Below are 14,653 nucleotides of genomic sequence, written 5' to 3'. Positions count from 1 at the left end.
CCCCTAGAGTTTGTGTTAACCCTTAGTCATGAGTTACTCTTACTGGTGGCTCTAATTCTTCAGCTGGAATAACTCTTCTTAGTGTTGGAACGATATGATCGTATCCTTCACGTTGCTCTAAATCAACCTCAAATAATGGTTGCATTGCTTGATGATCTTCTGCTCTGAAGTATCTCATTCCTGTTGGAGAATCAAATTCCATTCCTCTCATTTCTTGGATTAAGTCTTCAGCATCCACAGAACCATTCGTGTTTTCAATAGCAGTTACGATAGCCATTGCTGCTGCCATACCACCTGAAGTAAAGATATCTGGCACTGATCCATGTTCTTCTTTATGTCTTTCAACTAACCATTCATTTACTGGATTTTCTGCAACTTCGTTGTAGTATACTGTAAATCCTTGCATTCCATCTAAATCTAACATGTTTCTTAAAGCGTCAAGTTGTGGCGCTCCTGTAACAAGTTGTGTATGCTCATTTAACCCTTGTTGTGTAAATTGTCTCCAAGGATCATTTTCTCCAGCCCAGATAACGAATGTGTAATCTGCACCTGAGTTTCTGATTCTTGTAATAAACGGTGTAAAGTCTGTTGCATCTGCTGGTGCATATTCTTCAGCAACCATTTCAGCTCCTGTTTCTGAAGCTTCAATTGCTTCTATAAAAGGCTCAACCCCTTGTCTACCAAACTGAGTATCTGGTGCAAATGTTGCAATTTTTCCGTCTGGCGCATTGTGAAGAACCACTGCTGCCATTGCTAAAGCATCTTGAGTAGAGTTTCTACCAGTTCTAAATACGAATCTGTTTGAGTCTGGTCCAGTAATATCATCTGCAACCGCTGGCTCAACAACTAATACTCTTTCATACTCTTCTGCTAATTGCATAATTGCTAAACCACTACCTGAAGCAGTTGGTCCAACTAAAATATCAACATCGTCATCTTCTAAAAGTTTTCTTGCTCTATCTGTAGCAACCTCTGGGTTTGTTTGTGTATCTTCCCAGATTACTTGAATTTCTCTTCCTGCTACTTCGTTAGTTCCATCAGTCATGTACTCTAATCCTAATTCAAAACCTCTTTGCATTTGCTCACCGTAATCTTGTAACACTCCACTTAGAGCTGTTAATCCACCAATTTTAATTGGCTCTGTACTTACCTCTCCATTGTCTGGTGCTGGTGCATCAGTTGTATCTCCTCCACAACCAACAAGGAATAAGCTAGCTACTAGTACTAATACTAGTGCTAATGAAAATACTTTTCTTTTCAAAATAAAAACCTCCCCATTTTTTTGTTTTTTTATATTTTATAACCCTTTGGGTTATAATACATTGTAAGTCGGTCTACTCAATAATTGATTATGTGCAAAATTTTACACTGTGTCAATTTTCCGTACGTTTTTATTACGTATGTGAGACACAGTAAAAAATCTTTTATTATAATCAATAATTTTATAACCCGCTTACAAAAGAAATAAGTATATTGCTTAATCTTATTTCTTTTGTAATCATTGTAATCTATATCAAACAAAATTTCAACTATATTTTTTAGACATGTTCTATTTTGTTGTAAAGTTGGTCACTTATTCGACATTCAAATTGTTGGAATTTTCTAATTTGGCGTTATTTAACAAAAGTGCTTTGTCGAAAAAAATCTAACACTTTTTGATTTTTAATGGAAATAATTCCTTTTTAAACTTCTATTCCATACTTTTCAATTTTATCATACAAGCTAGAACGGGATATATTTAATAGTTTAGATGTTTTTAGTTTATTTCCTTTTGTATACTCTAGACACCTTAGAATTGCATCTTTTTCAGCATCTGCTACAATGTCATTTAATTCACGAATTGGCTCTTCAATGGTCTTAGGTGCTTTTTTTGTAATGTTATATGGCAGATGATCTACAGTAATTGTATCTCCGTCAGTTAAGTTAATTGCCCTCTCTAGGGTATTTTCTAATTCACGTACATTTCCAGGCCAATTATATCGCTTAAGTATTGACATAGCTTCGTGGGAAATTTTAATCACATACTTTCCAAGTCTTTGTGATATCTTTTCTAATAGATTTTTCGATAACGCTTCTATATCATCAAGACGATCCCTTAATGCAGGTACTTCAATAACCATTACATTAATTCTATAGTATAGATCTTCTCTAAATTCTCCTTTTTTAACTAATTCCTCCAGGTTTTTGTTAGTGGCAGCGATTACTCTAACGTCCACATTAATTTGTTTATTCCCACCAACTCTTTCAATTTCTTTATCTTGTAGTACCCTTAGTAGCTTTGCTTGCATATTTAATGGCATGTCCCCAATTTCATCTAAGAAAATGGTCCCTTTATTAGCCAATTCAAATTTACCAACTTTACCACCTTTTTTAGCACCTGTAAAAGCGCCTTCATCGTATCCAAAAAGTTCTGACTCTAATAAATCCGTGGGGATTGCAGCACAGTTTAATTTAACAAAAGGATAGGGGCTTCTTTTACTATCATTATGAATTGAATGAGCAAACAGTTCTTTCCCTGTACCACTTTCTCCCATTAAAAGTACGGTTGATTCCGTTTGAGATGCTTTTCTTCCAATATATTTTACTTGGTTTAAGTTTTTGCTCTCTCCAACTATATTTTCCCATTTATAGTTGGCTCCTTGTATTTTGATCAACTGTTTTTTATAGTGATGTAATTCCGACTCTAATATCTTATTTTTTTCTACCATACTTCTTACTTCTTCCATATCTTGGAATAGTATCATTCCAAATGCATACAGTACGTTTCCATCATTATTTAATACAGGTATTCTATGTACAATTGCAGTTTGGCCACCTTGAAAGGTATGTTTCCAGGCAATCTCTTCTTTTTTGTTTTGTAACACATAAGGGAATCTCGATGCTTTATCTACTTCAATAACATCTTTTCCAATGGCATCTTCTTTTTCAACTTTTAAATACGCCAAAAAAGCTTTATTTATTAATAAGATTTTTGTATCTTTATCTAACATGATAATCGGTACAGGAATAGGGTCAAATATTTTTTCAAGTACTGTTATAACTTGTTGATCCATAACTAATTCCTGTTTGCTGTCATTGTTTATTTTTTTATCATTTTTCATCAGACCACACCTCTCTTCTAAATTTATAAAGTTATAAATTTTCTAATAGTATTAGTATATCATATATTGTCCACAAATAACACAATTCAAAAAATAAAAATGGGGCATATAAATTGCCCCATTCAACTTGAATTTATATGGTCCAAAGTCGCTTTCCACCAAATAAAAGTATTAGTAACAAGAAGAAGAATAATAAACTATCTCCTGAATCAGCAAATAGACCACAGTTGCAGAAAATTATAACTAAAATTAAGAAAAAGAATAGTAAACTACTATCGTATCCATGAAAAATACTTTTTAATGCGTCAGTCATAATTTCTCTCCTTTCTTGATCTTTGTTAGCTTTTTCAACTTATTTAATTAAATCCATAACCCTCTTCCACTAAATAGTACCACTAATAACAACAAGAAGAATAACAAGCTGTCACCAGAGCCTCTGAATATGCCACAGTTACAGAAAATTATAACTAACAACAAGAAAAAGAATAATAAACTGCTTTTTCCACCAAACAATCCACCCAAAGTATCTTTTTTCACTAAATCACTCATAAAATTTACCCTCCTTAAATTAATTTCTATCTTTTCTCACTATATACTATGATAATTGCAATTAAATGGTGAATTTAGTTAAGCTATCACTATTTTAATTTTAAATCATATGCTAATATACACAGACTATTATTTAAATGGTGGTGGTATTATGAGTATTATTGTGCAAAAGTTTGGAGGTACATCAGTTTCTACTACTGAAAAAAGACAGCTGGCTATAGATAAAGTATTAGCGTGTTATAACAAGGGCAACCAAGTTGTAGTTGTTGTATCTGCAATGGGAAGGAAAGGTGCGCCTTATGCAACGGATACACTTAGAAGTTTGATTCTTGATCATTATCCAAACTGTAGTCTGGAACTATTAGATTTTTTAATGTCTTGTGGGGAAATGATCTCCGCCGTCACTTTTGCAGCGGAATTAGAGTCTAAGGGTTATAACGCTGTACCGCTTATGGGATTTCAAGCAGGAATTAAGACTGACAATAATTATAGCAATGCAGATATTCTTTCAATTGATACAGAATACATTAATGAGTATCTTGAAAAAAACTATATAGTTGTGGTTACAGGCTTTCAAGGAATATGTACGGATAAAAAAATCACCACCTTAGGAAGAGGAGGTAGTGATACTACTGCTACAGCCCTAGGCATGGCACTAAAAGCTAATGTAGTTGAAATTTATACGGATGTAGATGGTATTATGACAGCTGATCCTAATGTTGTCTCCAAGGCAAAAACAATTAGTACTATTAATTATGACGAGATTTTTCAAATGGCTGACAAAGGTGCAAAAGTAATTCATCCCCGGGCTGTAGAGTTTGCACAAAAAGGCAATATTCCACTCAAAATAAAAAATGCCCAGACAAACCATCCTGGCACTTTGATCCATTCAAAAGAAAAGGAAATTTATCTAAAACAGGATAGGTTGCTTACTGCTATTACTCAAAAGGATGATATATCACAAATAACTGTTTTATGTAATGATACACTTTCTGAAGATGTCGCTTTATTCTCGGCTATTAGCAATAATCATATTAGTATCGATATGATTAATTTATTACAAGATAAAAAAATATTTACGATAGATTGTAAACAAGAATTTTCTTTAATTGAAATTTTAGATAACCTTCAATTAAACTATAAAATTTCTAAAGCGTTTAGTAAAGTCACCATTATTGGTAATCGAATGATGGGTATACCTGGCGTTATGGCAAAAGTAGTATCTGCACTAGGTAAAAATAATATTAAAATATACCAGACTTCCGATTCTCATTTAACAATCTCTTGTCTGGTTAAAACAGAACACGCTCAAAAAGCTGTTAATATCCTTCATGATGCATTTGATCTATGTAAGTAAAGTGATTGTAGATAGATATAAAAAGAAGGTGCTAAAGACAGCCCTTATTTGTCCTTAGTACCTTCTTTTTTTTCTTCTAAACGTTCTAAGATTAAATTGTATCCATCTGCACCATAGTGTAAGCAACGACTGACCCGGCTAATTGTAGCCGCACTCGCCCCTGTATCTTCTTCAATCTCTGTGTAGGTTTTTCCTAGCTTTAGCAGCTTTGCAACCTCAAGCCGTTGAGAAATAGATTGTATTTCTTTAATCGTACATACATCATCAAAAAAACGATAACATTCTTCTATTGTGCTAAGTTGTAAAATTGCTTCAAATAAAGATTCAGTAAATTTATCTTTAATTTTTGATTCGTAAGCCATGCATTTCACCTCTAAATTTCTTGTTCATTTTAATCAAAAACTACCTAATAATTACTTATTCGTCATCGCTTTTACTTTTCCTCTTTCATACTTTAATTAGTTAAATTGTTTGTATTATTTCCTAATTTATTTTTCTTATTTATTGCTAATACTATACTATATATTAAATATGTTTAAGGAGGTTTTATTTTGAGTAAAACATCTAGAAATGGTCAAGATATTATTGATGAAAGTTATAATGCAAGGGACTATAACATCGTTGAAAAAAATATGATGAATGCATATCTTATGCCTTTAGATATGATTAGAGATAAAGACGCTTTAGATTCAAGTCATTTTAACAGTGAAGAACTTAAGTCGCTATTTAGTAATCTTTCTTCAAAAAACATTTTTAAAAGTGACTAATGCCACTTTTGCTTTATATAGTAGAAAAGGGTGATCTATAGATCACCCTTTTCATTTCAATTTTATACGGTTGCAATGTCTTTTCTATATTGTTTTCCATCAAAAGAAATTTTTTCTACATTATAATAGGCTTTTTCTTTAGCTGAATTTATGGAATCTGCAATAGCAGTGACACCCATTACACGACCACCATTTGTCGTCAAATCACCATCTATTGTTTTTGTCCCTGAATGGAATGCAATAATGTCTTGATCCATTTGTTCCATACCTGCAATTTTTTTACCCTTTTCATAACTTCCAGGATACCCTCCAGAAGCTAGTACAACACAAACTGCAGCCTTGTCGTTCCATTTAATATCGATATTTGAAAGCTCATTTTTTATCATTGCTTGAAAAATCTCTACAAGATCCGTTTCTAGTCTTGGAAGTACTACTTGTGTCTCAGGATCACCAAATCTAACATTGTACTCTAATACCTTTGGTCCTTCCTTCGTAATCATAAGACCAATGAATAAGATTCCAACATAATCCATAGCTTCATCTTGTATTCCTTTTAGTGTAGGTTGTAAGATCGTTTCATCTACTTTTCTTGCAATAGCATCAGTATAGACATAGTTTGGCGAGTAGGTGCCCATCCCTCCGGTGTTTGGCCCCTTATCTCCATCAAAAATTCTTTTGTGATCTTGACTACTTACCATTGGTACGATTTTACCTTTGTCCACAAAACAAAGTATTGATGTTTCAATTCCTTCTAAAAATTCTTCGATTACCACTTTGTTTCCAGCATCTCCAAAAACTTTATCCAGTAAGATATCTTTTAAACCGGCTTCCGCTTCTTTTCTGTTTTCACAAATAAGCACACCTTTTCCTGCTGCTAGTCCATCTGCTTTAATTACAACTGGATAGCTATATTGATCCAATGCGAGGCATGCCTCTTCATAAGTTACTACTTCATCGTAACGCGCAGAAGGGATATTATATTTTTCCATAAAGTTTTTCGAAAAAGCTTTACTTCCTTCTAACTGCGCAGCCTTTTTTGAAGGTCCTATAATAGATAATCCTTCTTTTTTGAATGCATCGACAATTCCAGCCACTAAAGGTACTTCTGGTCCAACAATCGTCAAATCTATGTTTATTTCCCGGGAAAATTCTACAAGCTTTTCTATATTTCCCACATCTATTTCTACACATTTTGCTATCTCTTCAATTCCAGGATTTCCTGGCGCACAAAAAATTTCTGTTACTAGAGGACTTTTACTAACCTTCCATGCAATGGCGTGTTCTCTTCCCCCACTACCGACAATTAATACTTTCAATACTTACACCCCCAAAAATGTATTTTATAACGTGAAGGTATTATTTTAGTGTTTGAAGTGTCTCATACCTGTAAAGACCATTGACACTCCCGCCTCATTACAAGCATTAATTGATTCTTCATCCCTTACAGATCCACCAGGTTGAATAATTGCCTTTACCCCAGCTTTGATTGCTTCATCAACTGCATCTCTAAATGGAAAAAATGCATCGGAAGCAAGGACACTTCCCTCTAGATCATGCTCCGAGTTTTTAATTGCATTTTGTAGTGCCCAAACTCTACTTGTTTGTCCTGGCCCTACAGCTAAAGTTTGTTTATTTCTAACTATTACAATAGCATTTGATTTAACATGCTTAACAATTTTGTATGCAAATAGTAAATCTTCCATTTCTTTTTCACTCGGTGCTTTTTCTGTAGCTACATTTGTTTCATTCATTAGTTGATCATTAGACTTTTGGATTAATAGTCCCCCAGCAACTTTTTTCAGATCCATTGTTTGCGCACTTTTAGCTTTTATATCCTCTAATTTAATTAACCTTAAATTAGGCTTTGAACTTAACACTTCTAGCGCTTCTTTTGTAAAATCTGGCGCTATAATTACTTCTAAGAAAATTTGTTTCATTGCCTCAGCTGCTCTTCCATCCACAACATCATTAGCTGCAACGATGCCACCAAAAATTGAAAGTGGATCTGCAACATAAGCTTTTTGATATGCATCATAGATATTTAATCCTGAAGCAACTCCACAAGGATTTGTGTGCTTAACAGCTACTACTGTAGGTTCGTCGAATTCCTTAAGTAATTCTAAAGCCCCATTTGTATCATTAATATTATTAAAGGATAATTCTTTTCCTTGTAACTGCACACCGTCTACTAAAGTACCTTTTTGATTTCCAACTTCTTTATAAAATACCGCATCTTGATGTGGATTTTCACCGTATCTTAAATCTTGTGCTTTTTCATAAGTTAATGAAAGCATATCAGGAAATACTTCTTTATCTTTACCTAAATAATTTGCAATCAATGTATCGTACTGACTTGTATGTTGAAATACTTTTAATGCTAGGTCGTATCGAGTACTATACAAGGTATCCCCATTATCTTTTATTTCATCTATAACCGTCGTGTAATCTTTAGGATCAGTGACTACAGTGACAAATTTATAATTTTTAGCTGAGGACCTTAGCATCGTTGGTCCACCTATATCAATGTTTTCTATGGCTTCTTCTAGCATAACATTTGGTTTTAAAACCGTTTCTTTAAAAGGATATAAATTAATAACCACTAAGTCAATTGTATCTATATTTAAGTCCTTTAATGTTTTCATATGGGCTTCATTATCCCTAATTGCCAATATTCCACCATGTACTACCGGGTGTAATGTCTTGACTCTACCGTCTAAGCACTCAGGAAACCCTGTTACATCAGAAACATCTATAGCATCTATCCCCGAATCTCTTAATAATTTTGCAGTTCCACCGGTCGATAAAATCTCCACACCTAAATCCGATAATTTTTTTGCAAAATCTACAATACCTGTTTTATCTGAAACACTAATTAGTGCTCTTTTAATCATTTTTTCACCTCATTTTAAAATTTATCGAATATCTTCATTTGTTTCTACCTTAACCTTATTGCCTATTACCCGTATCTTATCTTGTATAAATAGCTTTACTACATATGGCAGTAGCCTGTGTTCTATTTCTAATACTTTTTTTTGTAATGTCTCTGGTGTATCATCAAAATCTACAGCAACGGTCTCTTGCAAGATGATTGGGCCTCCATCGGTTTCTTCATTTACAAAATGTACTGTAGCACCAGTAATTTTAACCCCTCGCTCAATCGCCCCTTTATGTACATTTAATCCATAGTAGCCCATGCCACTAAAACTAGGGATCAGAGAAGGATGAATGTTTATAATTTTATTTCTATACTTTTCAATAACCTGATCAGGTACCATGGCCAAATAACCAGCTAGAACGATTAAATCAATTTTTTCATTCTCTAATACGTTAATTAACTGTTGTGTTCGATCCTTTGCATCAGGAAAAAGCGCTTTATTAATAATAGCTGTTTTTATCTCATGGCCTTTTGCCCGCACTAAACCATAAGCATCTTCTTTATTCGAAACAACAAGTTTAACCTCACCATTAACCTTTTCTATTCGTAAATAATCCATAAGGGACTGAAGATTTGATCCACTTCCGGAAATTAATACAGCAATATTTACGCCTGACATAATTTCACCTGTCTTTTTCCTTCAATAATTTCTCCTATAATATACCCTTGTTCACCTTCTGATTTTAAAATCTCTAAGGTACCATCAACATCATCAGCATCAACAATTAACATCATGCCAATACCCATATTAAAGGTTTTGTACATTTCTTCTAATTCAACATTCCCCTTGTTTTGTATCAAATTAAATATAGGAGGCATATCCCATGTGCCTAAATCAATTTTTGCGTCTACATTATCTGGTAACACCCTAGGTATATTTTCAAAAAAACCACCACCAGTAATATGAACAATACCATCTATATTAATTGATTTTAGTGCTTCTAACACTGGTTTTACGTATATTTTTGTTGGTTCTATTAATGCTTCACCAAGGGTTTTTCCCAATTCATCAACCCAGTCTTCTAAGCCCATATTTGCTACGTCAAAAAATAACTTTCTTACTAAAGAATATCCATTACTATGGATCCCACTTGAACTTAGTCCAATTATTTTATTTCCAGGCTTAATATTTTGTCCAGTAATTACTTTCGATTTATCTACTATACCAACAGTAAATCCTGCCATATCATATTCTCCATCAGCATAGAAACTTGGCATTTCTGCAGTTTCCCCTCCGATTAAGGCACAGCCAGACTTTCTACAGCCTAAGGCTACACCCTTTACAATATCCGCAACCTTTTCTGCTTTCAGTTGACCTGTAGCTACATAGTCTAAGAAGAATAAAGGCTTTGCACCTTGGCACAATATATCATTTACACACATTGCGACACAATCCTGACCAATTGTATCGTGTTTATCCATCATAAATGCAAGTTTAAGTTTTGTCCCCACTCCGTCAGTTCCGGAAACTAGGACAGGTTCTTTTATTCCTTCTAAATCTAAAGAAAATAACCCACCAAACCCACCAATGTCATCTAAAACGTTTTTGTTAAATGTACTTTTTACATGATGTTTCATTAATTGAACGGCTTTTTGCCCTTCTTCTACGTCTACACCTGCACTTTTATATGTGATATTTTCTCCCACTGAATATCCCCTCCTATGTCACAACTTATTTTGAATCTTTTCCTGGTACCTCCATCGGATAGTTACCATCAAAGCAGCCTAAACAAAATGCATCATTAGGTAAGCCTGTAGACTCCACTAACCCTTTTGTACTTATATAAGCCAAACTATCCGCATCAATAAAACGCCTTATTTGCTCAACTGTTTTAGTTGCACCTAATAGCTGTTTACGGTCAGGGGTATCTATTCCAAAATGACAGCTGTAAGCAACAGGAGGTGAACTGATCCTTACGTGAACTTCTTTTGCTCCGGCTTCTTTTAAGCTTTTCACAGTTCTTTTACTTGTTGTTCCTCTGACAATAGAATCGTCTATTAAAATTAGACGCTTCCCCTGTATATTTTCTTTAAGGGGCGATAACTTAAGTCTAACAGCCAACTCCCTTAATTCTTGGGTAGGTTGAATAAAAGTTCTGCCTATATAACGATTTTTTATCAAACCTTCACCAAAAGGGATTCCTGAAGCTTCTGCATATCCGATTGCAGCTGGTATTGAAGAATCTGGTGCTGCTATAACCATATCTGCTTCCGTCGGATGTTCCCCTGCTAATACCTTTCCTGCATTTTTTCTAGCATTGTAAATACTCATGTTCTCCATTATACTATCCGGTCTAGCAAAATAAATATATTCAAATATGCAAACGCTTTTCTGTTTATTTTTACTAAAGAAGCTAGACTGAACACCATCTTTATCGATCTTGATTATTTCTCCAGGTTCAATGTCTCGTACTAAAGTTGCGCCAATTATTTCAAGGGCACAGCTCTCTGATGCAAGTACATACCCATCATCTAATTTTCCTAAACAAAGCGGCCTTACCCCATATGGATCCCTTATACCGTATAAACATTTTTCTGTCATCATCACCATTGCATAGGCACCTTTAACCATATCCAGGGTTCTTACTATTGCCTCATCTATGCCGTCTGTACTGTAGCGAGCAACTAAGTTTGCTACGACCTCTATATCATTTGATGTTTGAAAAACAACCCCATCATCTACAAGTCTCTCTTTTAAACCTGGTGCATTTACCAAACTACCGTTATGGGCAAGTGAAATGCTTCCACCACGGTAGCGTACTACCAATGGCTGAGCATTCTCTATATAATTTTCTTCTGATGACCCATAACGCACATGACCAATACCTATATTTCCATCAAGTTTTTCTATATTATCATCATTAAAAACTTCAGGAACTAAACCCATCCCTTTATGATAAAAATTCTTTGATCCATCACTTGTTGATATTCCAGCACTTTGTTGTCCTCTATGTTGTAGGCTATATAAACCGTAATATAATTGTCTTGAAACCTTTTTCGTATTAGATTGAAATATCCCTAGCACACCGCATTCTTCTCTTAATTTATCCGAATTTATGCCATTATGCATTGGATTGCTCCTCTCCAAGCGTCCTCCATCTCGACTATTGGTAGACAAGTATTTTTGTCTCCGTTTACATTTATCTCTAAAGTATCTCCACCTACTTCACCTAAAATAGTATAAGGACTTTCTGATTGGCTTATTTTTTCTTTTATTTTCGTTAAGTTTTCTTTTTTTACTGTAATCAAGAATCTAGATTGACTTTCTGCGTATAATGCAATATCCGCTCTAAGTTCTGTTTCTAAACTTACTTTTGCTCCAACATTGCCGCTTATTGCACTTTCAGCTAATGCAATTGCCAGTCCACCCTCACTCAAGTCGTGGGCCGACTGAACTAAACCTTCTTCTATCGTCTCTAAAACTAATTTTTGTAGACGTTTTTCTAATGCCATATTAAGAAAAGGTACTTGTCCTGTTTCTAACCCATGTATTCTCGATAAATACTCACTACCACCTAATTCATCCTTTGTCTCACCAACAAGAAGAATTACGTCACCCTCATCTTTAAAATCGGAAGTACAAGCTTTTTCTACATCATCTAGTACCCCAACCATTCCTATAATCGGTGTTGGATAGATTGCTTTCGTTTCTGTTTCGTTGTAAAAACTAACATTACCACTAATAACAGGGGTGTCTAACTCTCTACAAGCTTCACTAATACCAATTACACTCTCTCTAAATTGCCAAAAACGATCTGGCTTTTCTGGACTTCCAAAGTTTAGTCCATCCGTTATAGCTAAAGGTTTTGCACCACTACATACTAAGTTTCTTGCTGCTTCTACAACAGCAATCTTACTTCCTTCTCTAGGATCTAAGTAACACAGTCTACTGTTACAATCCGTAGTTAATGCAATTCCTTTTTGTGTTCCTTTTACCCTTAATACCGCAGCATCTGACCCAGGTTTTACAACCGTATTTGTTCTTACCATGTGATCATACTGCTTATAAACCCATTCTCGACTACATATATTTGGGGCTTTAAGCATTTCTAATAATGTTTCCTGATAATTATCTGGTTCTTGTACATCCTGTGATTTAAATTGCTTTGCTTCGTTATAGTAAGCTGGTACTTCATAATCTTTATAGTACTTTGGCGCTCCAGAAGAATCTAGACTTTCTGCCGGCATTTCACCAACAACCTGATCTCCTTCCATAACCCTGAGCATATTATCATTAGTAACTTTTCCAATGATTACTGAATAAAGTCCCCATTTTTTAACAATCTTGTTTACTTCTTCTTCTCTTCCTTTTTCAACAATTAGAAGCATTCTCTCTTGAGATTCTGAGATCATCACCTCAACAGGTATCATCCCTTCTTCCCGTCGTGGTACTTTTAATACATCAATTTCCATACCACCTTCACCTCTTGTTGCAGTCTCACAACATGCAGAGGTTAATCCCGCAGCACCTAAATCCTGTATTCCTACAACACATCCGGTTTCAAGTAGTTCTAAACATGCTTCTAATAGCAATTTTTCCATAAATGGATCTCCAACTTGAACCGCTGAGCGTTTTTCTTCTGATTCTTCCGTTAACTCTACAGAAGCAAAACTTGCTCCCCCTATACCATCTCGTCCTGTAGCAGCACCTACATACATAATTGAGTTGCCAAGGCCTTTTGCAGTTCCTCTATGGATCTTATCATGTTCTATAATCCCGACACACATGGCATTTACTAGTGGATTTCCTTGGTATGATTGGTTAAAGTGTATTTCTCCACCAACTGTTGGGATCCCCATGCAGTTTCCGTAACCCGCTATCCCTTCTACAACTCCTTCAAATAACTGCTTTACTCTTTGGTCTTCATCTATTTCACCAAATCTTAAAGAATTTAGTAATGCAACTGGTCTTGCCCCCATTGCAAAAATATCTCTGATAATCCCACCAACACCAGTAGCTGCTCCTTGATATGGTTCAACTGCTGAAGGATGGTTGTGACTTTCAATTTTCATTGCTACAGCAAGGTTGTCTCCTATGTCAACAATTCCTGCATTTTCTCCTGGTCCTTGCAATACTTTTTCATTTGATGTTGGGAAATGTTTAAATAAGGACCTAGAATGTTTATAACTACAGTGCTCTGACCACATAACGCCGTACATATTTAATTCTAATTCATTCGGTTCTCTACCTAGAACGTCTAATATTTTTTTATACTCTACTTCTTTCAGGCCAACTAATTCATATGGTTTAGTCATTTTTTTGTCCTCCTTCGAAAAAAGCTATGATGGATTTAAATATTCCAATTCCATCACCATTACCTAAAATAGCCTCGCTGGCTCTTTCAGGATGAGGCATCATACCTAAAACATTTTTACTTTCATTACATACACCTGCAATATTATATATAGATCCGTTAGGATTTTCTTGATAGGTAAATAAAATTTGTCCATTTTCTTTCATTTTTTCTAAGGTTTCTTCATCAACAACATAATTGCCTTCACCATGGGCAATTGGTATGTTTATAACCTCTCCATCTTTTAATTGATTTGTAAAAGGTGTCGCGTTATTTTCAGCTTTTACCTCTACAGTGTCACAAATAAACTTTAGATTTTTGTTTCTCACTAAAGCTCCAGGTAATAATCCTGATTCAGTTAGTATTTGAAAACCATTACAAATACCTATTAGTAATTTTCCTTCTTCAGCATGTTTTTTCACTTTATCCATCGCTTTTGAAAATTGGGCTACAGCGCCACATCTTAAATAATCACCATAAGAAAAACCACCAGGAAGGACAATGCAATCATAATCCTCTATATCTTCACTATCGTGCCATATATAATTTACTTCCTGATTAAGTACATCTTTTAAAACATGGTAACAATCTATATCACAGTTTGAACCAGGAAAAACAACAATTCCGAATTTCATCCTATACACTCCCTT

The 14,653-nt window shown here is 34.6% G+C and carries 14 protein-coding genes; 2 read left to right on the top strand and 12 right to left on the bottom strand.

Annotation, left to right across the window (positions count from 1 at the left end; translation table 11 throughout):
- Positions 1-22: 22 nt before the first annotated feature.
- The 4 genes from RH915_RS03780 to RH915_RS03765 all read right to left on the bottom strand — a co-directional run bounded on the left by RH915_RS03780 (position 23) and on the right by RH915_RS03765 (position 3,650).
- On the bottom strand, positions 23-1,261 hold the full coding sequence (locus tag RH915_RS03780) for a substrate-binding domain-containing protein (protein ID WP_310477986.1): 1,239 nt from the start codon (positions 1,259-1,261) through the stop codon (positions 23-25).
- A 421-nt stretch (positions 1,262-1,682) separates the two neighbouring features.
- Positions 1,683-3,101, bottom strand: a complete 1,419-nt coding sequence (locus RH915_RS03775; protein WP_310477985.1) for a sigma-54 interaction domain-containing protein — start codon at positions 3,099-3,101, stop codon at positions 1,683-1,685.
- 133 nt (positions 3,102-3,234) lie between these two features.
- Positions 3,235-3,414 carry a hypothetical protein gene (locus tag RH915_RS03770; RefSeq protein ID WP_310477984.1) on the bottom strand — a complete coding sequence of 60 codons (180 nt, stop codon included), beginning with the start codon at positions 3,412-3,414 and terminating at the stop codon, positions 3,235-3,237.
- Between the two features lie 47 nt (positions 3,415-3,461).
- The gene (locus RH915_RS03765) at positions 3,462-3,650 is read right to left on the bottom strand and encodes a hypothetical protein (RefSeq protein WP_310477983.1); all 189 of its coding nucleotides are present in this window, start codon (positions 3,648-3,650) and stop codon (positions 3,462-3,464) included.
- Between the two features lie 151 nt (positions 3,651-3,801).
- Between RH915_RS03765 and dapG the strand changes: the two genes are divergently transcribed.
- On the top strand, positions 3,802-5,007 hold the full coding sequence (gene dapG / locus RH915_RS03760) for an aspartate kinase (protein ID WP_310477982.1): 1,206 nt from the start codon (positions 3,802-3,804) through the stop codon (positions 5,005-5,007).
- A 44-nt stretch (positions 5,008-5,051) separates the two neighbouring features.
- Here dapG and RH915_RS03755 read toward each other — a convergent pair whose 3' ends face one another.
- Positions 5,052-5,369, bottom strand: coding sequence for a YerC/YecD family TrpR-related protein (locus RH915_RS03755; protein ID WP_310477981.1), 318 nt, complete (start codon positions 5,367-5,369; stop codon positions 5,052-5,054).
- A gap of 189 nt (positions 5,370-5,558) precedes the next feature.
- Between RH915_RS03755 and RH915_RS03750 the strand changes: the two genes are divergently transcribed.
- Positions 5,559-5,774, top strand: coding sequence for a hypothetical protein (locus RH915_RS03750; RefSeq protein ID WP_310477980.1), 216 nt, complete (start codon positions 5,559-5,561; stop codon positions 5,772-5,774).
- A 62-nt stretch (positions 5,775-5,836) separates the two neighbouring features.
- Here the strand turns inward: RH915_RS03750 and purD are convergent, their stop codons facing one another.
- From purD to purQ, 7 genes are read right to left on the bottom strand one after another with little or no spacing between them, the layout of a single operon-like run.
- A complete protein-coding gene (gene purD, locus RH915_RS03745) occupies positions 5,837-7,090 on the bottom strand; it encodes a phosphoribosylamine--glycine ligase (protein WP_310477979.1) in 1,254 nt (417 codons plus the stop codon).
- A gap of 45 nt (positions 7,091-7,135) precedes the next feature.
- Positions 7,136-8,665 (bottom strand): bifunctional phosphoribosylaminoimidazolecarboxamide formyltransferase/IMP cyclohydrolase, encoded by a 1,530-nt coding sequence (gene purH, locus RH915_RS03740; protein WP_310477978.1) that lies wholly within the window; start codon positions 8,663-8,665, stop codon positions 7,136-7,138.
- Positions 8,666-8,686: 21 nt separating this feature from the next.
- On the bottom strand, positions 8,687-9,328 hold the full coding sequence (gene purN, locus RH915_RS03735; protein ID WP_310477977.1) for a phosphoribosylglycinamide formyltransferase: 642 nt from the start codon (positions 9,326-9,328) through the stop codon (positions 8,687-8,689).
- Positions 9,316-10,356, bottom strand: coding sequence for a phosphoribosylformylglycinamidine cyclo-ligase (purM, locus tag RH915_RS03730; protein WP_310477976.1), 1,041 nt, complete (start codon positions 10,354-10,356; stop codon positions 9,316-9,318). Before purM ends, purN begins: the two co-directional genes overlap by 13 nt.
- 25 nt (positions 10,357-10,381) lie before the next feature.
- Positions 10,382-11,779, bottom strand: coding sequence for an amidophosphoribosyltransferase (purF, locus tag RH915_RS03725; protein ID WP_310477975.1), 1,398 nt, complete (start codon positions 11,777-11,779; stop codon positions 10,382-10,384).
- On the bottom strand, positions 11,764-13,965 hold the full coding sequence (purL, locus tag RH915_RS03720; RefSeq protein WP_310477974.1) for a phosphoribosylformylglycinamidine synthase subunit PurL: 2,202 nt from the start codon (positions 13,963-13,965) through the stop codon (positions 11,764-11,766). Before purL ends, purF begins: the two co-directional genes overlap by 16 nt.
- The gene (gene purQ, locus RH915_RS03715) at positions 13,958-14,638 is read right to left on the bottom strand and encodes a phosphoribosylformylglycinamidine synthase subunit PurQ (RefSeq protein ID WP_310477973.1); all 681 of its coding nucleotides are present in this window, start codon (positions 14,636-14,638) and stop codon (positions 13,958-13,960) included. Before purQ ends, purL begins: the two co-directional genes overlap by 8 nt.
- Positions 14,639-14,653: the final 15 nt, after the last annotated feature.

It is taken from the genome of Serpentinicella sp. ANB-PHB4, from assembly GCF_031432315.1.
In the GTDB taxonomy this organism is placed as follows: domain Bacteria; phylum Bacillota; class Clostridia; order Peptostreptococcales; family Natronincolaceae; genus Serpentinicella.
Note: the sequence above shows the minus strand (reverse complement) of the source record. Positions and strands in the feature narration are given on the sequence as shown.